General features: G+C 64.8%; 27 protein-coding genes. 12 read left to right on the top strand and 15 right to left on the bottom strand.

Annotated features, from left to right (window positions below; translation table 11 throughout):
• The 12 genes from QMX80_RS10555 to QMX80_RS10610 form a co-directional block, all read right to left on the bottom strand.
• A partial coding sequence (locus QMX80_RS10555) for a hypothetical protein (protein WP_282276954.1) occupies positions 1-1,680 on the bottom strand: 1,680 nt, incomplete at its 3' end.
• Positions 1,681-1,808: 128 nt separating this feature from the next.
• Positions 1,809-2,546 carry a sulfotransferase gene (locus QMX80_RS10560; RefSeq protein WP_282276986.1) on the bottom strand — a complete coding sequence of 246 codons (738 nt, stop codon included), beginning with the start codon at positions 2,544-2,546 and terminating at the stop codon, positions 1,809-1,811.
• Between the two features lie 20 nt (positions 2,547-2,566).
• Positions 2,567-3,409: a hypothetical protein gene (locus tag QMX80_RS10565; RefSeq protein ID WP_282276956.1), complete on the bottom strand. Its 843-nt coding sequence runs from the start codon at positions 3,407-3,409 to the stop codon at positions 2,567-2,569.
• Positions 3,406-4,320 carry a glycosyltransferase gene (locus tag QMX80_RS10570; RefSeq protein WP_282276957.1) on the bottom strand — a complete coding sequence of 305 codons (915 nt, stop codon included), beginning with the start codon at positions 4,318-4,320 and terminating at the stop codon, positions 3,406-3,408. Before QMX80_RS10570 ends, QMX80_RS10565 begins: the two co-directional genes overlap by 4 nt.
• A gap of 11 nt (positions 4,321-4,331) precedes the next feature.
• Complete coding sequence (locus QMX80_RS10575) at positions 4,332-5,606, bottom strand: ABC transporter ATP-binding protein (protein ID WP_282276958.1); 1,275 nt, start codon at positions 5,604-5,606, stop codon at positions 4,332-4,334.
• A complete protein-coding gene (locus tag QMX80_RS10580) occupies positions 5,603-6,079 on the bottom strand; it encodes a hypothetical protein (protein WP_282276959.1) in 477 nt (158 codons plus the stop codon). Before QMX80_RS10580 ends, QMX80_RS10575 begins: the two co-directional genes overlap by 4 nt.
• A gap of 300 nt (positions 6,080-6,379) precedes the next feature.
• The gene (locus QMX80_RS10585) at positions 6,380-6,748 is read right to left on the bottom strand and encodes a hypothetical protein (RefSeq protein ID WP_282276960.1); all 369 of its coding nucleotides are present in this window, start codon (positions 6,746-6,748) and stop codon (positions 6,380-6,382) included.
• A 66-nt stretch (positions 6,749-6,814) separates the two neighbouring features.
• Entirely contained in the window at positions 6,815-7,156 is a 342-nt protein-coding gene (locus QMX80_RS10590; RefSeq protein ID WP_282276961.1) for a hypothetical protein, read from the bottom strand.
• 15 nt (positions 7,157-7,171) lie between these two features.
• Positions 7,172-7,441, bottom strand: a complete 270-nt coding sequence (locus QMX80_RS10595; RefSeq protein ID WP_282276962.1) for a hypothetical protein — start codon at positions 7,439-7,441, stop codon at positions 7,172-7,174.
• A gap of 364 nt (positions 7,442-7,805) precedes the next feature.
• A complete protein-coding gene (locus tag QMX80_RS10600) occupies positions 7,806-7,934 on the bottom strand; it encodes a hypothetical protein (RefSeq protein WP_282276964.1) in 129 nt (42 codons plus the stop codon).
• 218 nt (positions 7,935-8,152) lie between these two features.
• A complete protein-coding gene (locus tag QMX80_RS10605) occupies positions 8,153-9,202 on the bottom strand; it encodes an acyltransferase (RefSeq protein WP_282276966.1) in 1,050 nt (349 codons plus the stop codon).
• Positions 9,203-9,329: 127 nt separating this feature from the next.
• The gene (locus tag QMX80_RS10610) at positions 9,330-10,847 is read right to left on the bottom strand and encodes a hypothetical protein (RefSeq protein WP_282276967.1); all 1,518 of its coding nucleotides are present in this window, start codon (positions 10,845-10,847) and stop codon (positions 9,330-9,332) included.
• 329 nt (positions 10,848-11,176) lie between these two features.
• Here QMX80_RS10610 and QMX80_RS10615 point away from each other — a divergent pair, with 329 nt between their 5' ends.
• Positions 11,177-11,968, top strand: coding sequence for an ABC transporter permease (locus tag QMX80_RS10615; protein ID WP_282276968.1), 792 nt, complete (start codon positions 11,177-11,179; stop codon positions 11,966-11,968).
• Positions 11,969-12,208: 240 nt separating this feature from the next.
• On the opposite strand, the gene QMX80_RS10620 is transcribed toward QMX80_RS10615, so the two are convergent.
• Positions 12,209-12,613 (bottom strand): PD-(D/E)XK nuclease family transposase, encoded by a 405-nt coding sequence (locus QMX80_RS10620; RefSeq protein WP_282276969.1) that lies wholly within the window; start codon positions 12,611-12,613, stop codon positions 12,209-12,211.
• A 158-nt stretch (positions 12,614-12,771) separates the two neighbouring features.
• On the opposite strand from QMX80_RS10620, the gene QMX80_RS10625 reads away from it, so the two are divergent.
• From QMX80_RS10625 to QMX80_RS10675, 11 genes are all read left to right on the top strand, one after another.
• Entirely contained in the window at positions 12,772-14,469 is a 1,698-nt protein-coding gene (locus tag QMX80_RS10625; RefSeq protein WP_282276970.1) for a type II/IV secretion system protein, read from the top strand.
• 7 nt (positions 14,470-14,476) lie between these two features.
• Positions 14,477-15,682 carry a type II secretion system F family protein gene (locus QMX80_RS10630; RefSeq protein WP_282276971.1) on the top strand — a complete coding sequence of 402 codons (1,206 nt, stop codon included), beginning with the start codon at positions 14,477-14,479 and terminating at the stop codon, positions 15,680-15,682.
• A 91-nt stretch (positions 15,683-15,773) separates the two neighbouring features.
• On the top strand, positions 15,774-16,223 hold the full coding sequence (gene gspG, locus QMX80_RS10635; RefSeq protein WP_282276972.1) for a type II secretion system major pseudopilin GspG: 450 nt from the start codon (positions 15,774-15,776) through the stop codon (positions 16,221-16,223).
• Positions 16,189-16,635 carry a prepilin-type N-terminal cleavage/methylation domain-containing protein gene (locus tag QMX80_RS10640; RefSeq protein WP_282276973.1) on the top strand — a complete coding sequence of 149 codons (447 nt, stop codon included), beginning with the start codon at positions 16,189-16,191 and terminating at the stop codon, positions 16,633-16,635. The genes gspG and QMX80_RS10640 overlap by 35 nt, the downstream gene beginning before the upstream one ends.
• Entirely contained in the window at positions 16,632-17,069 is a 438-nt protein-coding gene (locus QMX80_RS10645; protein WP_282276974.1) for a prepilin-type N-terminal cleavage/methylation domain-containing protein, read from the top strand. The genes QMX80_RS10640 and QMX80_RS10645 overlap by 4 nt, the downstream gene beginning before the upstream one ends.
• Positions 17,056-17,691, top strand: a complete 636-nt coding sequence (locus QMX80_RS10650) for a type II secretion system protein (RefSeq protein WP_282276975.1) — start codon at positions 17,056-17,058, stop codon at positions 17,689-17,691. The genes QMX80_RS10645 and QMX80_RS10650 overlap by 14 nt, the downstream gene beginning before the upstream one ends.
• On the top strand, positions 17,672-18,769 hold the full coding sequence (locus tag QMX80_RS10655; protein WP_282276977.1) for a helix-hairpin-helix domain-containing protein: 1,098 nt from the start codon (positions 17,672-17,674) through the stop codon (positions 18,767-18,769). Before QMX80_RS10650 ends, QMX80_RS10655 begins: the two co-directional genes overlap by 20 nt.
• Positions 18,696-19,817: a hypothetical protein gene (locus QMX80_RS10660; RefSeq protein WP_282276978.1), complete on the top strand. Its 1,122-nt coding sequence runs from the start codon at positions 18,696-18,698 to the stop codon at positions 19,815-19,817. Before QMX80_RS10655 ends, QMX80_RS10660 begins: the two co-directional genes overlap by 74 nt.
• Positions 19,814-20,398 carry a hypothetical protein gene (locus QMX80_RS10665; RefSeq protein ID WP_282276979.1) on the top strand — a complete coding sequence of 195 codons (585 nt, stop codon included), beginning with the start codon at positions 19,814-19,816 and terminating at the stop codon, positions 20,396-20,398. Before QMX80_RS10660 ends, QMX80_RS10665 begins: the two co-directional genes overlap by 4 nt.
• Positions 20,395-20,886 carry a hypothetical protein gene (locus QMX80_RS10670; RefSeq protein WP_282276980.1) on the top strand — a complete coding sequence of 164 codons (492 nt, stop codon included), beginning with the start codon at positions 20,395-20,397 and terminating at the stop codon, positions 20,884-20,886. Before QMX80_RS10665 ends, QMX80_RS10670 begins: the two co-directional genes overlap by 4 nt.
• Positions 20,883-23,045 carry a secretin N-terminal domain-containing protein gene (locus QMX80_RS10675; protein WP_282276982.1) on the top strand — a complete coding sequence of 721 codons (2,163 nt, stop codon included), beginning with the start codon at positions 20,883-20,885 and terminating at the stop codon, positions 23,043-23,045. The genes QMX80_RS10670 and QMX80_RS10675 overlap by 4 nt, the downstream gene beginning before the upstream one ends.
• Positions 23,046-23,128: 83 nt before the next feature.
• Here the strand turns inward: QMX80_RS10675 and QMX80_RS10680 are convergent, their stop codons facing one another.
• Positions 23,129-24,313, bottom strand: a complete 1,185-nt coding sequence (locus QMX80_RS10680) for a cystathionine gamma-synthase (protein ID WP_282276984.1) — start codon at positions 24,311-24,313, stop codon at positions 23,129-23,131.
• 70 nt (positions 24,314-24,383) lie between these two features.
• Positions 24,384-25,754, bottom strand: coding sequence for a pyridoxal-phosphate dependent enzyme (locus tag QMX80_RS10685; protein ID WP_055772553.1), 1,371 nt, complete (start codon positions 25,752-25,754; stop codon positions 24,384-24,386).
• Positions 25,755-25,910: the final 156 nt, after the last annotated feature.

The following is a 25,910-nucleotide window of genomic DNA, read 5'->3' on the forward strand; positions in this document are numbered from 1 at the left end:
CGACTGCAGCCGGGCATGGGTGTCCCGCAGCACCGACAACTCCCGGTCCAGGGACTGCGCCCAGCCCACCCGCTCGTCGTATTCCGACTGCAGCCGGGCATGGGTGTCCCGCAGCACCGACAACTCCTGGTCCAGGGACTGCGCCCAGCCCACCCGCTCGTCGTAATCCGACTGCTGCCGGGCGTGCGCATCCCGCAGCGTCGACAACTCCTGGTCCAGGGACTGCGCCCAACCCACCCGCTCGTCGTATTCCGACTGCAGCCGGGCATGGGTGTCCCGCAGCACCGACAACTCCCGGTCCAGGGACTGCGCCCAGCCTACCCGCTCGTCGTATTCCGACTGCAGCCGGGCATGGGTGTCCCGCAGCACCGACAACTCCTGGTCCAGGGACTGCGCCCAGCCCACCCGCTCGTCGTAATCCAACTGCTGCCGGGCGTGCGCGTCCCGCAGCGTCGACAACTCCTGGTCCAGGGACTGCGCCCAGCCTACCCGCTCGTCGTATTCCGACTGCAGCCGGGCGTGCGTGTCCCGCAGCGTCGACAACTCCTGGTCGAGGGACTGCGCCCAACCCACCCGCTCGTCGTATTCCGACTGCAGCCGGGCGTGGGTGTCCCGCAGCGCCGACAACTCCTGGTCCAGGGACTGCGCCCAATCCACCCGCTCGTCGTATTCCGACTGCAGCCCAACGTGAGTGTCGCGCAGAGCCGACAACTGCTCGTCCAGCACCTTCGCCCAAGCCGTCCTGTCGGCATAGTCGGCCTGCAACGAGCGCAGTTCCTCTCCAAGCTGTCCAACCTGCCCATTGAGCGAGGCGATCAACTCGCCACGCGTCCGCAATTCGCTGTCTGCTTGCTGGAGCTGCTTTAGTGCCTCTAACCGCCCTTCGCGTTCACGCGCTTCAAGCTGCGCAAAACCATCCAGCGCTTCCGCATACAGATCCTCGGCCTGTCCAAACCGCTCGCGCAGGGCAGGCAAGGCCGACCAGGGGTTGCCTGCAGAGCCCAGTGAGTCGAACAACGCCTGCGCCAAGCGCCACTCTGGTGCCGTTTCTGCTACCGCCACATGGTGACGGTCGCCCTTGGCTATGAACTTACCCAGCGCCGCACGCTGCGCCAAGGTGCGTTTGGGCAGTTCGATACCCAACTGCCCCACCGCTCCCTGCAATGCCGCCTCGGCATCCTCCAGCAGCGCCTCGTAGGGCAGCACCGCCCGGGGCACGGCTTCTGTCGCCGCTTGCGCATCCAGTATGTGCTCAACCCATAACAGGCGCGACAAGCCCACCGGCCAATCGTTGCGGGCCACCAACGAATCTGCCACTTCACGCGGGTGGCGCAGAACGAACAACGCGGCCGGCTCCACCCCCATCTTTTCCAGTACCGGCCACCACATCGGCAGCAGACGGCACATGCGCGGGTCCTTCACCGCCCAAAGGGCGCAATCGGCGAATTCCGCACGCAGCAGAACGTCCAGATCATCCGCCGCGGCCTTGGCCGCCTCGCTCTGCAACCAGTCCACCGGCAGCGGGCGGGGATCATTCCAGGAGCGCCCCAGCGAAGCCAGCAGCCGATCATGGATAGCCACGATACCGGCGTGCTCCCAGAACCCCTTGGGATTGTCCGGGCCAGGCTGCATCAGTTCGGAGCCCAGCTCCGCGCCCAACAGGCGCAGCGCACCGGTCACCGCGGACGTTCCACTGCGGTGCATGCCCAGCACGAGTATTGCTTTGGAACCCTGTCGCGTCATTGAGTCCACCACGAAACCACCATTTCCACATTACCCATCGAGCTGCTGCACCCGAAGTACACCTATCAATCCCAATCCAACCCATAGCGCGCTTTCGCACTGCGCAGGGCCGGGGCCATCAGGCAAGACAGAAGCCTGAATTGAAGCCCATCGCGCCTTAAAGCACGGTAACCTCCCTCGAACACGCGACCGTAGCCGCCGTGGCCAACGTCCACCGCCAGCCCAAGAAATTCCCACACTTTTTCCAGTGTCCGTTCTGGGGCCAAGGCCAATTCATCGTTTTGCAGCAACAATATCTGCTCCGGCGGAAACCGCGCGTACAGCGCATCCAGTTGCCGCGCGTAGTCGCCACGAGCACGGTATGCATGGTGCCGCAGCGGAGAGTGCACGGAGAAATCATTCTCGTGCCCGTGCAGACGCCAACGTTCCAGCAACATGGCCGGCCAGAGCGGCCAGGTGTCATGTCCCCTGCTCCGCTCCATCTGGTATTGCGACACTGCCCTTTCCACGGGATGCCGCAACATCACGATCCAGCGCATTTCCGGGTTGTAGGCGGCAATGCGGTCGATGAATGCATGATGGAAGCAATAGATGGGCGTGGCATCGCCATATGCCACGTCCGCTCCACCCGCATCGAAATGCCCGTCGTACAGCCCATCGATATATTCCTGCGTCCATGCCTCGTCGAAATCCGGCGCGTCGAATACATGCGCCTCCTTGCCACGAGGCAACGCAACCCCCCGGTGCCGCGCAAGGAAATGGGCCAAGGCCGTGGTACCGCCCTTCTGCACCCCTCCAATCACGAAGCGTATGCGTGGCAAGCTCAACGCTCCCCCAGCAGGACATCCAGCGCATTGCCGATGTCCGAAGCATCATAAAAGTGCCCCCAGGCTCCCGCTTGCCCCGACAACCCGTCGGCGTAGCGGCGACAGGCCTCTGGGTCATACAACGCGCTGGCGTTACGGTTGGACAACTCCGAACGCGGCACCGCCACACCGGTCGTGGCTGCAAGTGCCCCAGCCTCACTGGCCACTACTTCCTCGTAACGGATGATCCGCCCGGTGGGCACATATGCCGCAAAACGCCCGAACACCCAGTCCAGCAGGCACAACTGCCGCTGCAACACCTCCGGCTCTCCATCAAGGCGTGCCGCCAAGGCAGGGTCAAGCCGTTCCCCGGCTGGCATCCGCCCGGCTGCAACCGGCAGATCGACCGAATTCCAAGAGGCAAGGACCGCCAGCGGGTTGCGTACGACGGCATAGCAGTCGAAGGCATCGCCCAATTCCGGCAGCAAGGCGGTAAAGGCCGCATTGTGTTTCACCACCAGGGTAAAGCCAGCCGAAAGCGGCTTTTCCACCACGATTTCACCAAGGTGCGCCATGCGCACCCGAGGGCCCGAATGCCCGCGCTCGCTTCCGAACGGATTGTCGGGCACCTGCCCTCCCACCTGCTGGCTGCTGGCCTTGCCCGATTCAAGCAGCCCCCTGCGCGAAGCGGAAAAGAACGCGTCTACTGCCGCTATCGCCTGCTCGCGCCGTAGCGGCAATTCGTGCACCGGCATCGGTTCGAACAACGCAACTGTATCGGCCGCCTGCCCCAGCAATTTGCAGCACAGCGTCGTACCCGAGCGAGGCACGCCCGTCAATGCAATATTGCGCCCACTCATTGCACTGCCTCTCGTATTGCACGCAACACCACTGCGAACTGCTCCCGCTCACGTGCCTGCGTATGCGCGGCCGCAGTTTCTCTTCCGCGGGCAACAAGTGGAGCAGCAACCCCTGGTTCCATTGCACGCATTACCGCGGCGGCCATCGCTTCTGCTTCCGGCACCGCCAGAAGGCAATTCTCCCCGTCGCGTGCATATTCGCACGAACCGATGCAGTCGTTCATCACCACAGGCACGCCCAAGGCCATCGCTTCCAGCCCCGGCAGGTAAAACCCTTCCTGTGGATGTGGCAGGGTGACCGCAACTGCCGCGCCGGCAATGCGCTGCAGATAATCCGCACGGGGCAGCCAATGCCCCAGTACTTCCACCATCACACCCCGTGCCCGCAGCACCGCCGCAATCGCATGCGCCAATACCGGAGCCTTGATGCCGGCGATCACCACACTGCCGGAAGCCGCTGGCATGCCTCGCTTCACCGGCTCCGGCACATCCAGCGCTGCCGGAATCACCCACAGGGGCCCATTCACCTCACCGGTAGCCGCAATGGCGTCGGCTACCGGCTGGCTGACGCAAATACGGTGTGCCGGCGCCCGCAGATATTGCCGCAACGGGTAATCAGCCCAGGCGTGGCGAACATGCTGTACCAGATTGATCACCGGCCTGGGAGGATTCAGCGGATCCGGCAAGGCAGCCCAATCCCTTCCCCCCAGGAACAGTACATCGGCATCCTCCGGATGCCACTCCGTTTCGATCTTTGCCGCCTCCTGCATCCACGGGTTGCGCTCATCACGCAATGAGCGGTCGGTCAGGAAAACGCGTGCCTGCCACCCCAGTGCCAAAGTGTGCCTGAAATAATCCCAGACCTTGCCCTGCCCACCGGTGTATTCGGTGAAGTCGCGATGGAAAAGCATCTGCCCCCCATTCATCCCGCAACCTCGATCGCCATGGGCACCGGGAACAAGCCGGTGAACAAGTGCCGGCTGTCATCGACCACCTCGAAGGACAGCCATCCTTCCTGGCGCGCCAACACCGTCGTGCGATCCAGCGAAGGCGCGTCCACCACGCGCGTACGGATGCGGTAGATCCCCTGTTGGAAATGAGCATGGAGTGCAATGCGTACCATTGCCTCACCATCTCCCGCAGGCAAGTCGATGCGCCGCCCCGTGAGTTGCAACCCACGCCCGTCCAGCACGTCGAATATCAGACAAGGTGCAGCAAGGCCCGCATGCCGTCGCACCCGCAGCGCGAAGTCCACCGCGCCACCATGCTGCACGCTCACATGGCGCACCCCATTGACCGTAGCATCGGCCACACAGGCATCCTGCATGCCATAACCGCCATCCAGCCGTTCCAGCGTCTGAGCCCGCGCATCGCGTTGACTTTCCAGAGCCCGCTTGTGGGTGCGGTGCAGGTACTCGGTGATGACCTCGTCCGGCAGCCCCTCCAGTACGATGCGCCCCTTCTCCAGCAACATCGCCCGGTGGCAGAACGCCTTGACCGCATTGAGGTCATGCCCCACGAACAACAACGTGGTGCCACGCTGCAGGATCTCGTCGATCCGCGCCATCGCCTTGGCCTGGAATGCCGCATCGCCCACCGCCAGCGCCTCATCCACGATCAGGATGTCCGGGTCGGTATGCACCTGCACCGCAAACGCCAACCGCAACGCCATACCCGAACTGTAGGTCTTGACCGGCTCGTCGATGTAATCACCGATATCGGCGAACGCGATGATCTCGTCCATCCGTTCAGCCACCTGCCCTGGAGTCAACCCCAGGATGGCCGCATTGACGCGGACGTTCTCCCGGCCACTCAGCTCCGGATTGAAACCCGAGCCCAGTTCCAACAATGCCGCTACCCGGCCGTTGACCTGTACTGCTCCCGTACTGGGCTCCAGCACGCCCGCCACGATCTGCAGCAGCGTGCTCTTGCCACTACCGTTATGGCCAATGATGCCCAGTGCCTCGCCACGACCCAGGTTGAAATCAACCCCGTCCAGTGCCCGGTGCTGGTGTGCCCGCGCCTCGGCACGCCGTCGCAGGCCATCAGCCAGCCGCTTCACCGGCAGCACCGCCGCCAGGCGGAACATCAACGGCACCCATAACCGGCTGGCCGGCGTGGCCCACAGGCGATAGACCTTGCCGACGTTGCGCACCACCAGTGCAGGCCTCTCGGCGACTTGCGTTGCCTGGTTCATTGGACCTTGAAGTCCGCCATGCCAACCGGAACATCTTCGATATCCACCTGCGCTGAATAGGCTCCAGCCTTCATGCCATCGGCCTGCCGCAGCGCGAAACTCACAAAGCTCTCGCCCCCCGCGGTCTGCCGGCTCTCGCTCTTGACGGACTGCCCATCGCCACCAAACCAGTAAATCGTCACCGTCTTGCCCGCCGGGTAGCCGCCCACCGGGACCGAGGCATGCACGGTATCGTCCAGCCCGTACACCGGCTTGGTGGCCACCACCTTACCCTCGGCAGACACCTCGCTGCCGACAGCGACGGCATTGTCCGAAAGCACCGCCGCATGCACGACCTGGGCTGCAGCCGGTGCCGCCGCCTGGGCGGCTCCACCTGCCTGCTCGGCAGGCTGTTCGGACTGCTCCAGCAGAGCCGCATCCTCCGGGTCCATCCCCTCCTGACGGCACGCAGCCAATCCCAACAACAACCACAAGGAAAACCCGACATGTCTTGCGCGCATTACGTCACCCTCGTTTATCGGGTCGCACCGCGACCGCTGGGAAGCCGCATATTTTAAGCGCAAACACCGTCAAGAGCAGTCAACACTACCCAACGCTCCGTCGCCCCCCTCCCACAACACAAGGGGACATGCCCGACACACCAGCAGTCCCCCGGACCAGATGGCCCCGACCTGTCCACATCAGCCCATCGGTATTGGATTCGCCGTGGTCAAACACGCCACAGCGGAGCCCTGCGCCCATCCGGCTTCACACCCAACGCGCAGGTGCGGGCGTCATTCTTGCCCCGCCCGCGCCGCCGCCAACTGCGCCAGCTCCGCCTGCTGCATTGCCAGTTGCAGCCTCAGCACATCTTCACGCGTGGCGTAATGCGTCCGGACAACCGCCTCGCCTTTCTCCGGGTCCCGCAACTGCTGCGCCTGCAGTTGCGTCAGCTCGGCCTCCAGCGTGGCTGCCTGCAACTGCCCGGTCAGCCGCTCTACCCGATCCGCCCCCATTGCTGCGCGTGCCTGCTTTATCTTGCCCTGCAATTCCAGCAGGACCAGTTCCTGCTGCAGACTCTCGGTCGGGGCATCACGGGCCATTTTCAACACCGCCTCAGCCTGCTCCTGACGCGCCTTTTCCACCGCCAGTGCCTGGCCCACCACTCCCTTGGCGGCATCCGCCGCTGCCAGGGCCCGCGGCCTTGGTCCGCTTCAGAGCCGCCGTACTCAAGCACCCCTGCTCGTCGAAGACCACCGAAAACTGCCCGAGGCAAACAGCGGGCTGGAAAACGGAAGCGTGAATACGGCGCCGAACTGGGAAATATCCCCATCCAACCGCAACACAGGGTTTACCTGCTTCCTGCAGTCATCCTTTCCGACATCCTTCCGGCAGATGCGCAGCGTACCGGCGGCCGGCACCCGGTAGCGCAGACCGGCATCGGCCGCCTGGGCAACCGACTGCAGCTGCGGCTCCCTGCCATAGCTTCCCCGCACATACAGGTATGGCTTGACAGCCACGCCCGCCTTCACGCACTCCCTCGCCCCCATCGGCTTGTCATTGCAGCTCACCACTCCTGGCACGATCTACCGGCCAAGCGCGGCATCCATCAATGAAAATTCCGGCGTCGCCGATGAAACATCCTCCATGGACGAGGCCGGCCAGAATGCCGTGTAGGTTTCAGACAACGCCGCCTGCAAGGCATTCACCTCCTGGAGCAGGGTCCCGGATGCCTTCTGTGCATCACGCATCTGCTGCTGGAGCGAGGCGATGGCTGCTTTACTCCCGGCCGGCGCCCCGCTCAACGCCTCCAACTTGGCGCTCAATGCCTCAAGCACCCCAGTAAACGCCTTCACCAGCTCTTTCTTCTCCTACAGCTTCTTTATTTTTTCCTGCGCACCTGCCGTACAGTAGCTTTCCTTCGGCGCCTTCTGATCCTCGAACAGCTCACGCCCCTCGAATTTTCAAGCGCCACCAGAAAATGAGGGATGCGCCCGGATGCAATTTGCGCTGTCTGGGCCTTCTGAATTATGCCTATTGAAGCAGCACTTAGCCTTGCCGCTGCTGCCGCCCCACCCACCGGGGACACCAGCCCCCGCCACCGCGGCCATCTTCATCAGCTCACCGACCTGGTCCTGCGCTTCCGCATTCACCCCCACAAGGCGGCCATCCTTGTAGGTAATGGAAACACCACTGATCTTGAAGTCCGAGCTCAGCGCTTCAGGATTGATTGGGCGGCCTGTCGCCATTGCAGGCGACCAGTTGATGGGTGAAGACCAATTCGTACTGGGTGAAATCGAGCATGTACGCGTAGCCTGGCGGCGGCGCACCGTGTTCGTAATGTTTCACGTCAAGGTGGGTACAAGCGGCCAGTGCGGCCGCGACCAGACCGGCGCCCGCAACATGTTGCCCATATTGCCCCCCGTTTCTGCCCTGTCATGGCTCCCCGCCCCCGCGGCAGGCCCCATGCAATTCACCACGGACCGTGGCCGATCATGCGCCTGCGCCGGCACACTGGGAACGCCCCATCACCAGAGGGATCGCCCCACGGCCCTCCGCTCCGGACGTCAGCCAGCCCTCACCCGTGCCCGCGTCCGCCGCAAGGGCTGCTCGACAAAGCGCAGCAGGCACCACGATACCGCCGCCACCAGCACCACCGAGGCCAGGAATATGCCCGCCTCGGCCCATGCATCACCCCTCACCGGCGCACCGTACAGAAGCCATGTCAGAAACATGCCCACCTGCCAATGCAGCAGGTAGATCGGATAGGAATAGTCACCCAGCCGCTTGTCCAGCCCGCGCGATACCGGCAGGAAGCGCCCGCCGCCCACCAGACAGAGCAGCAGCCACGCGCACAGCAACAGGTTCAGGTATTGCCCGATCTCGCCCACGCCCCCGCCCTTGGGGTAGCACAGCGACCAGAACAGGCAGTTGCCCGCAAACAACAGGAACACCCCGCCTGTGGGCATCCTGCCCGCCCATCGCGCCAATGCCTGCATCCAACCACCGGCCTGCGGGCGGGCGATGAAATACAGCAGCGCCCCCATCGAGAAGGGCAGCGAGGCCGCCGCCACCGGGAAATAACGCTGATCTTCACCCAGCCCCAGCCAGAACGACACCACCACATAGCCCAGCGATACCGCCAGCCAGGCCAGCGTGCGCCCCGCCGTGCGCGAAATGCCCAATGCCATCAGCAGGTAGAAGAACAGCTCCACGCTCAAGGCCCAGGTCGGCGGCGACAGGCGCGGCACCGTATGCCAGGGAATCCAGCTGGGGTAGAGCATGAACAGATTGGACAGCACCTCCCACGCCGTGCGTGGCAGGTACAACGCATAGTGGTAGGCGCGCGCATCGCCGCCGGCCATGACCAGCACGATGCCCAGCGACAACAGCGCCACCGCCCAGTACAGCGGGTACAGGCGCAGGAAACGGTTGAAGGCGAAGCGCCAGCGGCCTTCTGTGCTGTAGCCGTAGCTCTGGTGCAGGGTCAGCGTCATCAGGTAGCCGCTGACCAGGTAGAAACCGAACACCGGATAGGAACCCAGCGGCCCCACATGCCAGAACAGGTGCTTGGCCATGACCATCAGGGCCAGAATGACCCGCAGAACCCCCAGCATGCGCCACTCCCGTCAACAAGCCATGGCCCGCCCCAGAGGAATGGCCGGCCCCGCCACAAATGAAGTGGGCGGCCTTGCGGCCGCCCACTGGGTACATCTCATCAATACATCAATGCCACAACAACGATTAGTTGTTGTTGTTGACGTTGGTGTTGATGATGGTGCTGGTGTTGCGCAGGAAGTTCTGCACCTTCATGCCGAGGAACTCGCCGGTCACGGTCAGGCGAGCCTTCTGGCCGGCCGGGCAGGTGCCGTAGCCGGTGGCAACGTTGGCACCGCCATTCTCCAGCTCCGAAGCCAGCAGGGCAACGGTCTTGCCGGCGCCGACGCTCAGGCTGGTGGTGCCCTTGCTGCCATCGTCGCAGTAACGGTCGATGGTGACGTTACCAACAGCGCCGGACGGGTTGGTGATACGCAGGTAGGACACCTGCGACGCATTGCTGCCCGGATTGAAGGCGTCAACGTCGACCACCGGGCCGTTGTACAGCAGCGGCTTGCCAGCGGCCGAACCGTTGGTGCTCTTGGTGGTGGCGGTACGGGCGACCTTGGCGGCAACGGCAACCTTGGTGCTGTCGATCACGACCTTGGAAGCCGAGGCGGGAGCAACGAAGCACAGTTCAGCGCCATTGGCGGTGGCGAAATCAACGTTGCTGAAGGTCACCGAGTTGTTGGTGACAACGCCGGTAGCCAGAGCGGTCGGGGTCGCGTCATTACAACCCAAGTTGGCACCGGTCTTGGTCAGAATCACTGCTGCGCCATTGGCCGGAGTGACGGTCTTGAATGCAGCGAACGAATCGCCGGTCACGGTCAAGGTCACCTTGTCCTGGGTACCAGTGTTCACCCATGTGAACGCACTGCCACCGACGGTCTGCGGGTTCACCGGAGCGCCCTGAACGCCAACCGCCAGCACGCCTGCATTGAAGTACTGCGTCGCCGGGGTGCCGTTGATATCACCATTACCCGCAAAGACGATCTTGCTCGCGCCAGCGTTGGTGCCCACGTCGATCTTCTTGGTGGTTTCGCCACCAGTGATCTTGAAGTCCAGCGGATCGACCGAGGTGAGGACGGTTGCCTCAATGGACGGAGACATGATCGGGGCAGCGGTGCCCGGGTCGGCGAACATCACTTCCGCCTTCACCGAGGAACCAGCCGTGGCCAGCGCAGCCGCCACGCCCTTCAACTGAACCGACAGGCCGTTGTTGAAGATCTTGCCGGTGGTGATCGGAGCCGGGGTGGTGACATTCGGGCTGAACAGCAGGATGACGTAGGTGTCATCGATCCCACCGCCAGCGGCGACGCTGACGCCCCACACCGAACTGCCGGCGGTACCGGTGGTGACGCCAGCATTGATGGCTGCGCCAACGCCAGCAGCCGTCAGGGCAGCGGGATTAACAGCTGCACCAAACTTAGCACCGTCCTTCAGGGTGATCTTCACCGAGAAGCCCACGGTACGGCCGATGATGTAGTCATCGCCGGTCAGGGTGACGTTCAGGCCGGTGGTGGAAACGAGGGTGTTGGCATCGGTGATGTCAACGTAGGCCACATTGGGGGCACCAGCGGAGACCGTGTAGGCCTGAGCAGCCGGAGCGGCGACGGCAGCAACGGCTGCGACGACCGCGGCGGAGAGCAGATTGAACTTCGACATGTCGAAAAAACTCCGTTTTTAAGCGTGTTTAAGGGTTTGTAGCATCCACCGGCGCATGCCGCGTCTTTCCCGGTACCGTGGTGACCACGGCGGCCGGCGTATCACTGAGCTCCTTGCCCCACCCCCCTTGCGGGCGACAGATACGGGACCCCCCTGATAACGAGCTACGGGCGGCACGTTAACGGAGCGTAGAAGCCTCGTCAATACATACAGTCGCGGTTCACCCCGGGCCCGATGACGCCCGATCGGCCAAGCCCACATCCGCCACCGTCATGACGCCCCGCCGGCCTTGCGGTACCCTACCGCGCCCTGCCCAGCGCCGTCCGCCCATGGCTCTCCCCCCGCAGCCCCGTTTCCACCTGTGGCGCGTTCTGGTCGCACAGGAGCTGACCGCCCGCTACCGCGGCTCGCTGCTGGGCCGCGCCTGGCCGCTGCTGCTGCCCCTGCTGATGCTGGCCCTGTACGGCTTCGTGTTCGGCGTGGTGTTCCGCGCGCGCTGGCCGGGGCTGGCCGAGGGCGACCACTTGGGCTTCACCCTGAACCTGTTCACCGGCCTTCTGGTGCATGGGCTGCTGTCCGATTCCGTGGGCCAGGCCCCGGTGCTGATGCAGCGTTATGGCAATTTCGTGCGCAAGGTGGTGTTTCCCCTGCAGATCCTGCCGGCGGTGCCGCTGGGCGTGGGCCTGGTGAACCTGGGGCTGGGGCTGGCGATTCTGCTGGTGGTCAACGGGGTGTGGGGCAGTGGCCTGCACTGGTCGGCGCTGGCGGTGCCACTGGTGCTGCTGCCTTATGTGGCGATGCTGCAGGGGTTGTCGCTGGCGCTGGCGGCGCTGGGGGTCTATGTGCGCGACCTCGGCCAGGTGATCGGCGCGCTGGTGATGGTGACGCTGTTCACCTCCACGGTGTTCTTCCCCCGCGAGCGGGTGCCGCAGGCACTGGCCGGCGTGGTGGACTGGAACCCGATCAGCTGGCCGGTGGAGGCGCTGCGCGGCGCGCTGCTGCATGGGCAATGGCCGGGAATGGGCGGCGTGCTGGCCTACAGCGCGGCAGCGGCGCTGGTGTTGGCGCTGGGCGGGCTGTGCTTCCGCGCACTGCGCCGGGGCTTTGCCGACGTGCTGTAAGGCGTTGGCCGGCGGCGCAGAGCGCTGCACGAACCGCATCGCGCAGCAAGGCGCTGCACCCTCCCGGCTGGCGGGCCTGCCAGGCAACGTCGCGTAGGAGCGCACTTCAGTGCGCGAGGGGGCTTGACCGGGAAGACCCCATCGCGCAGCGAGCTGCGCTCCTACGAGGGGAGCTTCCAGGTGCAAGTCCTGTCGCGCGCTGAAGCGCACCCTGCTGCAGTACATCGCCCTTGATGCGGGTCACTGCCCGCTTTGCGGCAGCGGGTACAGGCTGAAATCCAGCAGGTGGATGCCCACCGCGCCGGGCAGTTCGGCATAGCCCTGGCCGCGCTCCAGCTGCCCGGCCAGGGTGCTGGCCAGGTAATAGGCGGCGCGCTCGGAATGGTCGCGACAGCGGCGCACCTGAATTTCCACGTTGTAGTGGCGGCCGGCGGCGTCGCGGGCCAGCAGATCCAGCAGATCCAGCACGATGTATTTGCCGTACGGGTCGGCCGGCTCGATGCGCGGGTTGAGTACCTGCACCTCATGCACGGGCGGGCAGTCGTGGCGTACCGCGCTGATCAGATCGGCCAGCAGCACCGGGGCGTCGGCGAACAGGCGCTTGAACACGTAGTCGTTCCCGGGGTCGAGCAGGGTCGCGGACATGGCCGGGCGCTCCGGAAAGGAGCGGTCACGCTGCGGCATTGGGCGGGGTGCAGGTATCGGAATGGGCGAGGTTGACGGCTCGGGAAAGCCCGGCCGGCTAGCTGCACGGGTGGGCCTGCCTGCACAATGGCGGCCTGCTTCCACCGCACGATGCGCCCATGACCCTTCCCGACACCCTCCCCGTTCCGCGTCTGTTGGGCGAACTGCTGCTGGCACGCGGCGTGATCGGCCCGGCCGATCTTGCCCGGGCGCTGGAACTGCAGGCACAGGTGGGGGCGCGGTTGGGCGCCCTGCTGGTGCGCACCGGTGCGTTGTCGGAAGACCAGTTGTTGGATGCGCTGTGCGAGCAGTTGCAGTTGCCGCTGCTGGGGCGCGAGCTGGAACTGCCCGCCGATCCAGCGCAATGGGGAGTGCCGGACGAGGGGGCGCCCGGCGCGGACTGGATGCAGGACCAGGAAGCCCTGCTGTGGCGCGACGAGAATGGCCAGGCCTGGTGCGCCAGCCGCGACCCGCTGGCCCCTCCGCTGCTGGAAACACTCGAATACGCACTGCCCGGCGTGGAGGTCTGGCCGGTACTGGCGTCGGCGCAGGTGATGGAACGTGCGCTGGACCTGCTGGCCCAGCAGGGGCGTGCGCTGCACGCCAGTGGCGACGACGTGCGCCACCTGCGCGAACTGGCTGAAGAAGCTCCGGTAGTGGAACTGGTCAACAACCTGATGGCGCAGGCGGTGGAGCAGCGCGCCTCGGACATCCACCTGGAGCCGGGCGAGCACCAGTTTGCGGTGCGCTTCCGCATCGACGGCGTGCTGTACCCGCGCCTGAGCCTGCCGCGCGAGCGGTTCAATGCGGTGGCCTCGCGATTGAAGCTGATCTCAGGCATGGACATCGCCGAACGGCGCCTGCCGCAGGACGGGCGCCTGAGCGTGCGCGCCGGCGGCCAGGCCATGGACATCCGCGCCTCGGCCCTGCCGGGGGTGCACGGGGAATCCATCGTGCTGCGCCTGCTGCCCAAGGAACGCAAGGACCTGGGGCTGGAGCGGCTGGGCATGGCGCCGGACCATCTGGCGCTGCTGTCATCCTGGGCGCGCGAGGCGCACGGCATCGTGCTGGTCACCGGCCCCACCGGCTCGGGCAAATCGACCACGCTGTATGCCACCCTGGCGGCCAGCAACGACGGGCTGAAGAAGATCATCACCGTGGAAGACCCGGTGGAATTCCAACTGCCGGGCATCACCCAGGTGCAGACCCATGCGGACATCGGGCTGGATTTCGCCAGCGTGCTGCGCTCGATGCTGCGCCAGGATCCGGACGTGGTGATGGTGGGCGAAATCCGCGACAAGGAGACGGCCGAGATCGCCATCCAGGCGGCGCTGACCGGTCACCTTGTGCTGTCCACGGTGCATACCAACGACTCGCTGGGCGCGTTTACGCGCCTGATCGACATGGGCGTGGAGCCGTTCCTGGTAGCCACGCCGATGCGCGGCCTGCAGGCGCAGCGCCTGGTGCGGCGGCTGTGCCCGCATTGTGCGACCCCGGCCACGGCGGTATTGCCGGCCATCGCCGGAGAGACCGCGGCGCTGGCGGCACAGGTGCTGGGCGATGCACCGGCGCAGTGGACGCAGGCGGTGGGCTGCCCGCGCTGCCAGGGCACCGGTTACCGCGGTCGCATCGGCATCTACGAGCTGGTGCCGGTGGACGAGGCGATGCAGCAGGCGGTGGTGTCCGGCGCGACCCACATGCAGTTGAAGGCGATGGCGCGCGAGCGCGGTTGCCGCTTCCTGCGCGAGGACGGCCTGCTCAAGGCGTGGCAGGGCATCACCACGGTGGACGAAGTGCTGCGCGTGACGGCGGTCTGAGGCGGACATGGCACGGTATCGCTACAAGGCGCTGAACGCCGATGGTGCATTGCTGGACGGCACACTGGATGCGGCCGGCGAGCGCGAGGCGGCGCGGCAGCTGGAACGCCGGGGCCTGACCACCGTTTCGCTGGCGGCCGAGGGGGCCGATGCGCGCAAGCCGGGCATGGCGCGGCGACGCAGGCTGCGGCAGCAGGACCTGGTGATCGCCTTCCACGAGCTGGCGACGATGCTGCAGTCGGGCGTGGCGCTGGCCGAGGCCGTGGCCGCGCAGACTGGCGGCAGCCACCATCCGCAGTTGCTGGCCGGCTTCCAGAGCATCGGCAATGGCCTGCGCCGGGGCCAGGCGTTTTCCGATGCGCTGGCCGCGATCAAGCTGCCGTTGCCCAGCTATTTCCTGACCCTGGTGAAGGCCGGCGAGCAGGCCGGCATGCTGGCCCAGGCGCTGGCCGACGGCGTGGCCCAGCTGGAATACGACCTGGAAGTGCGCGGCGAAATCCGCCAGGCGCTGACCTACCCGGCGGTGCTGGTGACCGCCGGCATCGGCGCGGTGGTGATGATGTTCACCTTCGTGGTGCCCAAGTTCGCCTCGCTGCTCAACCGCAGCGCCGACCTGCCCTGGCTGGCCTGGGCGGTGCTCAACGGTGGCATGTTCGCGCGCACCCACATCCTGCTGCTGCTGGCCCTGCTGGCGACGGCGGCGACGCTGGTCTGGCGCAGCCTGTCCACTGTGGAAAAGCGGGCGCGCTGGCACGAGCGCATCGAGCGACTGCCGGTGCTGGGGCCGTGGCGGGTGGAATCGGAAACGGCCAGCTGGGCCAGCGTGCTGGCGACACTGCTGGGCAACCGGGTGGCACTGCTGGATGCACTGGAACTGGCGCAGTCCGGCGTGCATTCGCCGCGCCGCCGCAGCCAGTTGCAGGAGGCCACGCGCAGCGTGCGCGGCGGCACGCCGCTGGCCGATGCCCTGGAAGCGCAGACGGCGCTGACCGCCACCGGCTACAACCTGATCCGGGTAGGCGAGCGCTCGGGCGAACTGCCCGCCATGCTGCGCTCGCTCGCACGGCTGTGCGCCAATGCCGGGCGGGCGCGCATGAAGCAGTTCCTGGCGTTGCTGGAGCCGCTGGCCATCCTGGTGATCGGCTCGATCATCGGCGTGATCATGATCGGCATCATCCTGGCCATCACCAGTGCCAACGACATCGCGGTGTAGCTCCCCATGGCACCGAACCGGGCGATTCTGGCGCTGACCCGCATGTACTACACTGCCTGCCCCGTCCCTACGCCCAGCCGTCCTCATGAAGATGCGCCGCTCCCTCGCCACCCCATCGCGTTCGCGGGGTTTCACCCTGCTGGAAATGATCGTGGTGCTGGTCATCATCGGCCTGATCATGGGGCTGGTCGGCCCCCGCCTGTTCACCCAGGCCGACAAGGCCAAGGTGCAGACCGCCGAGACCCAGACCAAGATGCTCAAGGGCGCGCTGGAAACCATGCGGCTGGACATCGGCCGTTTCCCCACCGAGCAGGAAGGCCTGCGGCTGCTGGTGGAACGACCGGGCGACGAGCGCACCGCCGCGCGCTGGAGCGGCCCGTACCTGGACGAGGGCCTGCCGAGCGACCCGTGGGGCAATCCCTACCAGTATTCGCCGACGCCTTCGGCCAATTATGCGCTGACACTGTATTCGCTCGGTGCGGACGGCAAACCCGGCGGTTCCGGCTATGACACCGACATCGGCTACCTGCCCCACCAGTAAGCCCCCCCTCCGCCACACATCCAGAAACGGCTTCACGCTGCTGGAACTGGTGGTGGTGCTGGCCTTGCTTGCACTGGCGACGGCGCTGGTGGCGCCCTCGGGGTTCCGCATGATCGCCAGCTGGCGACGCACCACGGAGGTGGATGCGTCGCTGCAGGCCATTACCGCGCTGAGCAGTACTGCTGCACAGGACGGGCGCGCCCGCACGCTTGAGGCCGGACCGGTGGCCGCAGGCTCGCTGCCCGGCCTGCCCGAGAGCTGGCAGGTGGAGCTGGACGCACCGCTGGCGGTGCAGGCCAATGGCGCCTGTGGCGACAGTCGGGGCCGCGTGCGTGGGCCGGATGGCTATGAGCAGCCGTTCAAGGTGTCGGCGCCGTTCTGCCGCACGCAGCGCGCGGACGCCGGGCAATGAGGCTTCATGGCAGGCGCGGGCAGGCCGGCTTCAGCCTGCTGGAGGCCATCGTCGCGCTGACCATTTTCAGCATCTGTGCGATGGCGCTGTATGCGTGGATGTCGGTCAACCAGACCACCCTGGTACGGGTGCAGGCGCGCGATGCCGCCGTACGTGACGGACGCGCAGCACTGGCAGTGCTGGAACTGGTCAATCCCATGGCTGAGCCCACGGGCAATCGCAAATTGCCAGGAGGCCTTGAAGTACGCTGGAGCAGCAGCGAAATCGTACCGCGCGCTCCTGGAATGGGGGCGTCCGGCAATATGCTGGCCTTCGACCTGGCACTCTACGAGATGGAGGTATCAGCCTTGCGTAAAGGTCGTGAGGTGACGCGTTTCAAGATGCGTCGCGCCGGCTGGAAAACCGCACGGACAATGCGTGATGACAACTTCTGACCGTCTTCGCGGCTTCACCCTGCTGGAGATGCTGGTGGTGATGCTGATTGCCGGCATGGCATTGGCGCTGACCTCACAGGCACTATCGCAATACAAGCGCGCGCATGAACGGGTATCGGCCAGCATGCAGGGGGGGCGAGAATACCGGCTGAGCGAGCGCTGGTTCCACGATTCAGTGGCCGGTCTGCATGCAGGCGGAGAGCTCAAGAGCCCATCGGCGCGACGGCTTCCTGGCATGACCTCCGACACCAGGGCCACCTTGGTATTTCAGGGAAATGAGCACGGCTTTTCCGGCCTGACCCTACTGCCGGTATTGGCCGGACAGGGCATCCCGACAATGCAGACGTGGTCGCTCACCAATAATGCCCCGGGCGACGGGGCATTGACGCTGGATGAGGATGGAAAGCAATTGGTGCTGCGCTTTCCGGATGCCGGCCTACTGACTCTTCATTATGTTGATGCCGCGGGTGAACTCCACGCCCAATGGCCGCCTGCGCAGGGACAATGGCCGGAATTACCTGCCGCGATTGCCCTGGAACTTGATTCCGGCTCGATGATCATGGCCGCGGTGGTCGGCCCACAGGATCCCATGGCGATCCCGTATGAACATGACCCGATCTAACCCCATGCCCATGCGTCGCCCCGAACAGGGCTTTGTTCTGGTGGCGGTGCTTGTCGCCCTGGTCGTGTTGACCCTGCTGGCCACCGCCATCGCCACCACCAGCGCGCAAGCGCTGCGGGAGGCGAGCCAGAACAGCGACGCCTTCGAGGCGGAAGTGGCCATGGCCAGTACACGGGACACCCTGTTGTTCATGTTCAGCACCCAACGCCAGACGTACGGAGGGCTGACCATCGATCGCCAGGTAGTATGGGCAGCAGGACAGGCTACGGCCACTCGTTCCGTTGACGATGGCGGCGTGGATCTACCGCCGCCGCTGCCGGTCGGCAATGAGATTCGGCTGGATGGAACGGTCTACCGGGGATTGAATGATGTTCGGTTCTCGCTCCAGGACGACGCGGGCAAGTTCAGTCCCAATTGGACATTCGGGTTCTATCGCAAGGGATTCTTCGATCTGCTGGAAATCCCGCCTGCAAAGTGGCCGGAACTGGAGGCAACCCGCCTTGATTACCAAGACCCGGATGACCTCTTTCGATTGGGGGGCGCCGAGGCGAGCGACTATCTCAAGAAGCAGCTCCCTCCCCCAAGCAATCGTCCTTTGGTCACGCCACTGGAGACTCGCCGCATCATGGGCTGGAGCGAGCCCTTGCGAAAATACGACGACGGCGTCCTTTCCAGCCTATTGACAACGACGATCAATGCCGAGATCAACATCAACACCGCCCCGCCGGAAGTGCTGCAGACAGTGCCGGGGGTCGGCCGGGATATGGCGGACAGGATGGTGGCCATGCGCAATACGATGCCGTTCATGCTCATCTGGCAATTCCGGGACACGTTCAAGCTGCCGATAGACGAGCTGGACCCTGTCGGCACCATGGCCAATGGCAAAGGGACGCTGCAACTCTGGCACAATGCCGGCGGCCCAATCCGTTCGGTGCACTGGACCCTGACTCCCGATGATGAAGGGGGGCGGCCTTGGCGCCTGGATTACACTCTGGTTCTTCCCCGTGACCCTGCCTTCGATCAAACGCCAGCTCGCACGATTCCTTCGCCGCTTTTCGCCGGCGCTGGCACGCCTTGATGCAACGGGCGTCCACCCTCTACCTTGCGAGGGCAATGGCCCTTTGCGGCTATTGATTGCGCGCGAGCTATGCCTGTTCCTTCATGTGGATGCAAGCATGGTTCCCGCAAGGGAGCGCAGCGGTTTCGCGATGCTGGCCGTGCGCCGTGCAGCCCCTTTCGGCGATCCCGAAGCAGACATGATCTGGTGTGGCAATCACGCTGCCATCTGGTATTGGTCTGCCGGCCGCGTACGTGATCTGGCCGGCCCATTGCCGGCCCGCACCCGAATCCATGCAGAGGCATCGCATCGCGGCGCAATCCCGGCCGATGACAGTCTGGAGCTACTGGATTTTTCCTTGCCAGCAGCTCATGACGGCGCCAGCGCGGCCGGTCTTGAAGCACGACTATGGCGGAATGGCCATTTGGTCTCGACGCGCTGGTGGGGCGACAAACCCGACGGCGCTGCATGGCGGAAGTTCCTCCACGGCACGAGCCAATTGCCAACACTGCCTCTGCCCGAACCCGTACATGCCCCCTTGCATGAACGGCCGCTGGGAGGCGGCACCCAGATCGGCATGCTCAGTGGACAATTGCATGCGCAATGGCCCTTGATCGCCACGTGTATCGGGTGCCTGGTAGCCGGAGCATTCTGCTGGCAACTGGCGGGGATTGCCCGGGCCTATTCGGAAAACGCCAAGATCGAAAACCGAGTTCAACAACTGGAAAAACGTCTGGACTCGGTCATCACTTCAAGAAACAACGCCGACCAGGCCGCCGCGACGGTGGAATCGCTGCTACGTTTGCGTACGGCAGCCTCACAGACCCGCCTGCTCGCAGAAGTTGCCAGAATCACCCCCCGGGGGGACTGGAGTGTCCTGCAGTGGCAACAACCCGGCCCCGACACACTGGAGGTCACACTCAAAGGCAGCGGGCTGGACGCGACCGCCATTGTCAATGCGTGGGAACAATCACCTCTTCTGCATGACGTGACACCCGCTACCTCGAATCGACCGGATGAATTGATGATCCGAGCCAGATTGACTTCGCCGTTCGAGGAGGTTCCATGAGGCTTCCCGTCTGGCTATCACCGCTGATCGCGCAGATCCGCAGCAACCCAAGGCTGCAGATAGGCCTGGGGCTGATTGCAGCCATCGTGTTGCTTTGGGTGCTCATGCTGCTGGAGGACTGGCGGCAGGCACGAATTCTGATTCTGCAGGCATCCGCGCACCGTCTGGAGCAGACCCACACTCTTGCCCGGCAAAAGGGCTGGGGCGAGCGCGCGATCCGGGCCGCACAGATGGCCGACATGCTGAAGGCTGAAATTCCTCCGGCCGCATCCCACGGTATGGCCCAGGCAGAATTCCAAGGCTGGTTGCGCCAACTCGCTGATACCCAGCCCGCGCAATTGCGCCTGGACGTACAGTCGCCGGTACAGCTCGAAGCACCGGCAGACATGGTGCGTGTAACTGCAACACTAAGCGGCAGCATGTCTCCTTCCCAGGTGATCCAACTGATCTCACGGATCGAAGGCCGCCAGTCATTGACCACCATTCCCATGGCCACGCTGCGCAGTGACGGCGCAAATCGTTCATTTTCGCTCACGATTCAAGGCTTCTATCGGCTGCAGACAAAGGAGCCACAGCGATGAGCCGGCTTCGCCTACTTGCCGTCCTCCTGATTACCGTCATCGCAGGAGGAATCATGGGGTGGCTCCGACCACTGCCGGCGATTGACCCATCAACGGACAAGGTACGTGAATCCGATTGGCGACTGCCCTCCTCGGAGGCATTGGAGCGCTCCAGTGCCACTTTGTCCACCCAGGCACGCACCCTCAACTGGTCCGGTGATTCCATTTCAGGGGCAAGCACCAACAGTCCTCAGGATTGGGCGCTGAAAGCCATCCTGGGCCAAAAGAACGCCATCCTGCTCCAGAGCGGCAAGGAGGCCCTGATTTCCCTCGCCGAGGTCGGTGCTACGCTACCAGATGGCTCCCGGCTGCTGGCCGTGCGGGGCGATACCGTTGTTGTCGAACTGGATGGCTGTCGCATGGACAGACATCTGTACCCTCGTGCATCCGATCCTGACTCTCCTGAATGCAAAACCGCTACTCCCCAGAAGGAAACGCAACAACCATGAAGCGCCCTGCTCCGATGCGGCTGGTTTCCGCCATGGCCCTGTTGTTGGCCGGAGGGTGCTCCGTGGCTCCTACCCGCCTGCCCGCTCCGCTGCCGGTCGCCAAGGCTGCGCAGGAAACGCAGGCAGGGACGGCAAAAAGCCTGACGACAGCAGAGGCGCCACGTACCGAGTTGCGTGAACTTCCCACCCCCCTGTCCCAGGAAGAAATGGACACGCCATCGGCGGGAGTGTCGATCCGTGACACTCTTCCTGCCGGGCTGCACGGGCCAGCCCTGAGTGTCAATCTCGCCGCGTTGCCGCTGCCGACGTTCGTGAATGAAGTGCTGGGCAACTCTCTGGGCCTGACGTTTCAACTGGATCCCGAGGTCGAGAAACTCAATCAACTGGTCACCTTGCGGACATCGCGACCGCAATCCCCGGCCGAGTTCTACCGTATCGCCCGGCAGGTATTGGGCGACTATGGCGTGGAAATGATTGCCGATGGCCCGATCGTCAAGGTGAAGATGGCGGCCGCCGGTACGACCCTGGAACCGCCCATCATCTACAGCGGGCGTGCCATGCCCGAAGTCCCGGTGACACATCGCCCGGTTTTCTATCTGATGCAACTGGATACCATTCGTTCCAGCGAGGCTTCCCGCTGGCTGAAGGCCATCTACGGCAGCGATGTCAAGGTGGAGGAAAGTTCTGAACGCAATGCCGTGCTGTTGAGCGGCCGGCCGGACCAGGTGCGGCAGGCCGCCGATGCGGTGCGCGTGTTCGATCGCCCGGCCATGCGCGGGCGCGTCAGCACCCGCCTGGAGCCGGCTTTCATGAGCGCCGAGCAATTGGCAGCGAAATTGACTGAAGTCCTTGTCGCGCAGGGGTATGGCGCCAGCACCACGCTCGGCGTGCCGGCCAGCATCCTGGTGATGCCGGTACCGGCCGTCAACAGCGTGATCCTGTTTGCCGCAGACCCCGCCGTGTTGCGTCACGCCGCCACGTGGGCAAGAGACCTGGACCGCCCCAATCCGGCCTCCGGCAATCGCTCGATCTTCTATTACCAGGTGCAGAACACCAAGGCAGCGGATATCGCCTCGGTGCTTGGCGGCTCGTTGGGCGCGCGCGCCAGTTCGTCCGCGACCACCATCGCCGCAACCGGCAACCCCAATGCCGGCAGCGCCCCGCCCCCCCAATCCACTGCTGGTGGCAGCGGCATCGGCATCGGCATCGTCGTCGATGAGCCCCGCAACAGCCTGATCTTCCAGGGCGACCCCGCCGAATGGGAGCGCCTGCTGCCCTTGATCAAGCAGATGGACAAGGAAACCCGGCAGGTGATGATCGAACTGACCATCGCCGAGGTGACCCTGGACGACAGCGAGGAATTCGGCATCAACTGGTTTGCCAAGACCAATCCGGGTCGTTTCAATGGCAGCCTGTCATTCGGCACGCTGCCCGAAGTCGGCAAGGTGGCAGGCACTGGCCTGAACTACCTTCTGGATGTCGCAGGCCAGAGCCGGGCAATGCTGCGTGCCTATGCCAACGACCAGCGTGTGACCATCCTGTCCACGCCGCGACTGATGGTGAAGAGTGGCGAGGAGGCGAAGATCGACGTGGGTACCGAAGTCCCCATCATCACCTCGCGCAATACTTCTCCGCAGACCACCGAAGGCACCTCCAGCCTGCTGCAGTCCATCCAGTACCGGAAGACGGGCATCATCCTGTCGATGACGCCGACCGTCTATTCGGACGACCGCGTCGACCTTACCTTGAGCCAGGAAGTCAGCGAGGCGCTGCCGATGGCCGAAGGCGACAGCCTGGGCTCGCCTTCCATCTACAACCGCTCGGTGGGCACCAGCCTGAGCCTGCGCGACGGCAGCTCCATCGTCATCGGCGGCCTGATGTCCCATCGCCAGAGCGGCGGCGGCAATGGGGTCCCGTTCCTGAAGGATATTCCGGTCGTTGGCAACCTGTTCAAGTCGCAGAGCAAGACCAAGAACAAGACCGAACTGGTGCTGATGATCGTGCCCTATATCGTCGGCTCCAATGAGCGTGCGACCGAACTGACCCGTGCCATTGGCGACCAGCTGGAGCTGCTCGAACTGCCTTCGTCCACGCTGATGCTCCCGCTTCCGTCGGCGGAACAGCATCCTCCGGCATTTCCACCTGCAACGGTGCACTGATACAGGAAAGCCCCGGCCAAAGGCCGGGGCTTTCTTCATGCGGGATTGGATCTTCCTGCCTGCGCCAACGCGCCGGAACCCGATCAGGACAAAGCGCGTTGCAGGTCTGCGCGCAGATCCCAGCTGTCTTCCACCCCCACACTCAACCGCACCAGCGCATCGCTGATACCCAGTTGTTCGCGGCGGTCCGGCGGGATCGAGGCATGGGTCATCACCGCCGGGTGATTGACCAGGCTTTCCACGCCCCCCAGCGACTCGGCAAGGGTGAACAGTTCGGTGCGCTCGCAGAAGCGCTTGGCGGCTTCGAAGCCGCCCTTTAGCACGATGGAGACGATGCCGCCGTAGCCGCTCATCTGCCGGGTCGCGAGTTCATGCTGAGGATGCGACGACAGGCCCGGGTAGATCACTTTTTCGATGGCCGGGTGCGCTTCCAGCCATTGCGCCAGTTCCAGCGCGTTGGCGCAATGCGCCTTCATGCGCAGCGGCAGCGTCTTCAAACCGCGCAGGGCCAGGAAGCTGTCGAACGGGCCCTGCACGCCGCCCACCGAGTTCTGCAGGAAGGCCATCTGCTCGGCCAGCTCGGCATTGTCGCCGACGACGACCATGCCGCCGACCATGTCCGAATGGCCGTTGAGGTACTTGGTGGCCGAGTGCACGACGATGTCCGCGCCCAGTTGCAACGGACGCTGCAGCATCGGCGAGGCGAAGGTGTTGTCCACCACCACGACCAGGCCATGGCGCCGGGCGATGACGGCGACCGCGGCGATATCCACGATCTTCAGCATCGGATTGGTGGGCGTTTCGATCCACACCATCTTCGTCTTCGGCGTGATGGCCGCTTCGAACGCGGCCGGATCGGTCAGGTCGACGAAACTGAAATCCAGCCCGGCGGTACGGCGGCGCACGCGTTCGAACAGGCGGAAGCTGCCGCCGTAGATGTCGTCCATCGCCACCACGTGGCTGCCGGCATCGAGCAGTTCGATCACCGTCGCGGTCGCGGCCATGCCCGAGGCGAACGCGTAGCCGCGGCTGCCGCCTTCCAGCGCTGCCACGCAGCGCTCATAGGCGAAGCGGGTGGGATTGTGGGTGCGTGAATACTCAAAGCCCTGGTGCACGCCCGGGCTGGACTGCGCGTAGGTAGAAGTCGCGTAGATCGGCGGCATCACCGCGCCGGTGCTCGGGTCCGGCGACTGGCCGCCATGGATGGCCAAGGTGGCGAGCGACAGGTCGCGCGCGCCGTCCCTGCTGGGTGGATGCTGGTCCGTCATGATGCTTTCCGGCTGGAGGAAGTGGAATTCTACCGGGGCGGCCTGAACCAGCCGCCCCGGTTCGCCCGGCTCACTGCACCCGGCGCCGCAGATAGTTCAGCAGGTCGATGCGGGTGATCAGGCCGAGGAAGTCGCCGCCGTCCATGATGATGGCGACCTGGCCGCGGTCGAACACCGGCAGCAGCGCCTCGATCGGCGACTTCACGTCCAGGCGGTCGAGCTTGCTGACCATGGCGATGGCCACCGGATCGCGGAAGCGCGCCTCGTCGCCGTAGACATGCAGCAGCACGTCGCTCTCGTCGATGATGCCGACCAGGCGGTTGCCATCCATCACCGGCAGCTGCGACACGTCGTACAGCTTCATGCGCTGGTAGGCGGTGGTCAGCAGGTCGTTCGGGCCGACCACCACGGTATCGCGCTGGCTGTACGGGCGCAGGATCAGGTCGCGCAGGTCGCCGTACTGGGGGCGCTCGAGGAAGCCGTTGTCCAGCATCCAGTAGTCGTTGTACATCTTGGACAGGTACTTGTTGCCGGTATCGGGCACCAGCACCAGCACCTTCTTCGGCTCGGTCTGCTCGCGGCAGTACTTCAGCGCGGCCGCCAGCAGCGTGCCGGTGGAGGAGCCGCCGAGGATGCCCTCCTTGCCCAGCAGTTCGCGCGCGGTATGGAAGCTCTCCGCATCGGTGATGGCGTAGGCCTTCCTGACCCGGCTGAAATCGGAGATGGACGGCAGGAAGTCCTCGCCGATGCCTTCCACCAGCCAACTGCCCGACTTGTCGCTCAGCGTGCCTTCGTTGATGTACTGGGTCAGGATCGAGCCGACCGGATCGGCCAGCACCAGCTCGGTCTTCGGCGACAGTTTGGCGAAGGCGCGCGACAGGCCGGTCATGGTGCCGGAACTGCCGCAGCCGAACACGATGGCGTCCAGTTCGCCGCCCATCTGCTCGATGATTTCCGGGCCGGTGCCGAACTCATGCGCCGCCGGGTTGTCCGGGTTGCCGAACTGGTTGATGAAATAGGCGCCCGGGGTCCGCTCGGCGATGGTCCTGGCCAGGTCCTGGTAATACTCCGGGTGGCCCTTGGCCACGTCCGAACGGGTCAGCACCACCTCGGCGCCCATCGCCTTGAGGTTGAAAATCTTCTCCCGGCTCATCTTGTCCGGGACCACCAGGATCAGCTTGTAGCCCTTCTGCTGGGCGACCAGCGCCAGGCCCAGACCGGTATTGCCGGCCGTGCCTTCCACCAGGGTCGCACCGGGCTTGAGGTCGCCGCGCTTCTCCGCCGCCTCGATCATCGACAGGCCGATGCGGTCCTTGATCGAGCCGCCCGGATTGGCGCTTTCGAGCTTGAGGTACAGCTCGCAGACACCGGCGTCCAGGCGCTGGGCCTTGACGATCGGCGTGCGCCCGATGAGTTCGAGTACGGAGGAGTGGATTGCCATCGATATGCTTGGGATCGCGCCGCGCGGCGGCCGGAGTCCGATTATCCGATGGATATGGCCGAAAGTCAGGCGACGATTGGTTCTTGCGCCATTGCCATCCCGAATCTGCGCAAGTGACGCGGGCAATGGCGACCGACGAGGAGGCCGCCATTGCCC

The sequence above is a fragment of the Stenotrophomonas sp. PS02297 genome (genome assembly GCF_029959705.1).
GTDB classification, from domain to species: Bacteria; Pseudomonadota; Gammaproteobacteria; order Xanthomonadales; family Xanthomonadaceae; genus Stenotrophomonas; species Stenotrophomonas nitritireducens.

Coding starts and splice junctions, on each gene's coding strand:
- QMX80_RS10630 (WP_282276971.1), top strand. CDS start 14,477: ATGGCACGGTATCGCTACAAGGCGCTGAACGCCGATGGTGCATTGCTG.
- QMX80_RS10655 (WP_282276977.1), top strand. CDS start 17,672: ATGAACATGACCCGATCTAACCCCATGCCCATGCGTCGCCCCGAACAG.
- gspG (WP_282276972.1), top strand. CDS start 15,774: ATGCGCCGCTCCCTCGCCACCCCATCGCGTTCGCGGGGTTTCACCCTG.
- QMX80_RS10675 (WP_282276982.1), top strand. CDS start 20,883: ATGAAGCGCCCTGCTCCGATGCGGCTGGTTTCCGCCATGGCCCTGTTG.
- QMX80_RS10685 (WP_055772553.1), bottom strand. CDS start 25,754: ATGGCAATCCACTCCTCCGTACTCGAACTCATCGGGCGCACGCCGATC.
- QMX80_RS10680 (WP_282276984.1), bottom strand. CDS start 24,313: ATGACGGACCAGCATCCACCCAGCAGGGACGGCGCGCGCGACCTGTCG.
- QMX80_RS10605 (WP_282276966.1), bottom strand. CDS start 9,202: ATGCTGGGGGTTCTGCGGGTCATTCTGGCCCTGATGGTCATGGCCAAG.
- QMX80_RS10665 (WP_282276979.1), top strand. CDS start 19,814: ATGAGGCTTCCCGTCTGGCTATCACCGCTGATCGCGCAGATCCGCAGC.
- QMX80_RS10570 (WP_282276957.1), bottom strand. CDS start 4,320: ATGCTTTTCCATCGCGACTTCACCGAATACACCGGTGGGCAGGGCAAG.
- QMX80_RS10565 (WP_282276956.1), bottom strand. CDS start 3,409: ATGAGTGGGCGCAATATTGCATTGACGGGCGTGCCTCGCTCGGGTACG.
- QMX80_RS10575 (WP_282276958.1), bottom strand. CDS start 5,606: ATGAACCAGGCAACGCAAGTCGCCGAGAGGCCTGCACTGGTGGTGCGC.
- QMX80_RS10625 (WP_282276970.1), top strand. CDS start 12,772: ATGACCCTTCCCGACACCCTCCCCGTTCCGCGTCTGTTGGGCGAACTG.
- QMX80_RS10645 (WP_282276974.1), top strand. CDS start 16,632: ATGAGGCTTCATGGCAGGCGCGGGCAGGCCGGCTTCAGCCTGCTGGAG.
- QMX80_RS10640 (WP_282276973.1), top strand. CDS start 16,189: ATGACACCGACATCGGCTACCTGCCCCACCAGTAAGCCCCCCCTCCGC.
- QMX80_RS10610 (WP_282276967.1), bottom strand. CDS start 10,847: ATGTCGAAGTTCAATCTGCTCTCCGCCGCGGTCGTCGCAGCCGTTGCT.
- QMX80_RS10620 (WP_282276969.1), bottom strand. CDS start 12,613: ATGTCCGCGACCCTGCTCGACCCCGGGAACGACTACGTGTTCAAGCGC.
- QMX80_RS10650 (WP_282276975.1), top strand. CDS start 17,056: ATGACAACTTCTGACCGTCTTCGCGGCTTCACCCTGCTGGAGATGCTG.
- QMX80_RS10615 (WP_282276968.1), top strand. CDS start 11,177: ATGGCTCTCCCCCCGCAGCCCCGTTTCCACCTGTGGCGCGTTCTGGTC.
- QMX80_RS10670 (WP_282276980.1), top strand. CDS start 20,395: ATGAGCCGGCTTCGCCTACTTGCCGTCCTCCTGATTACCGTCATCGCA.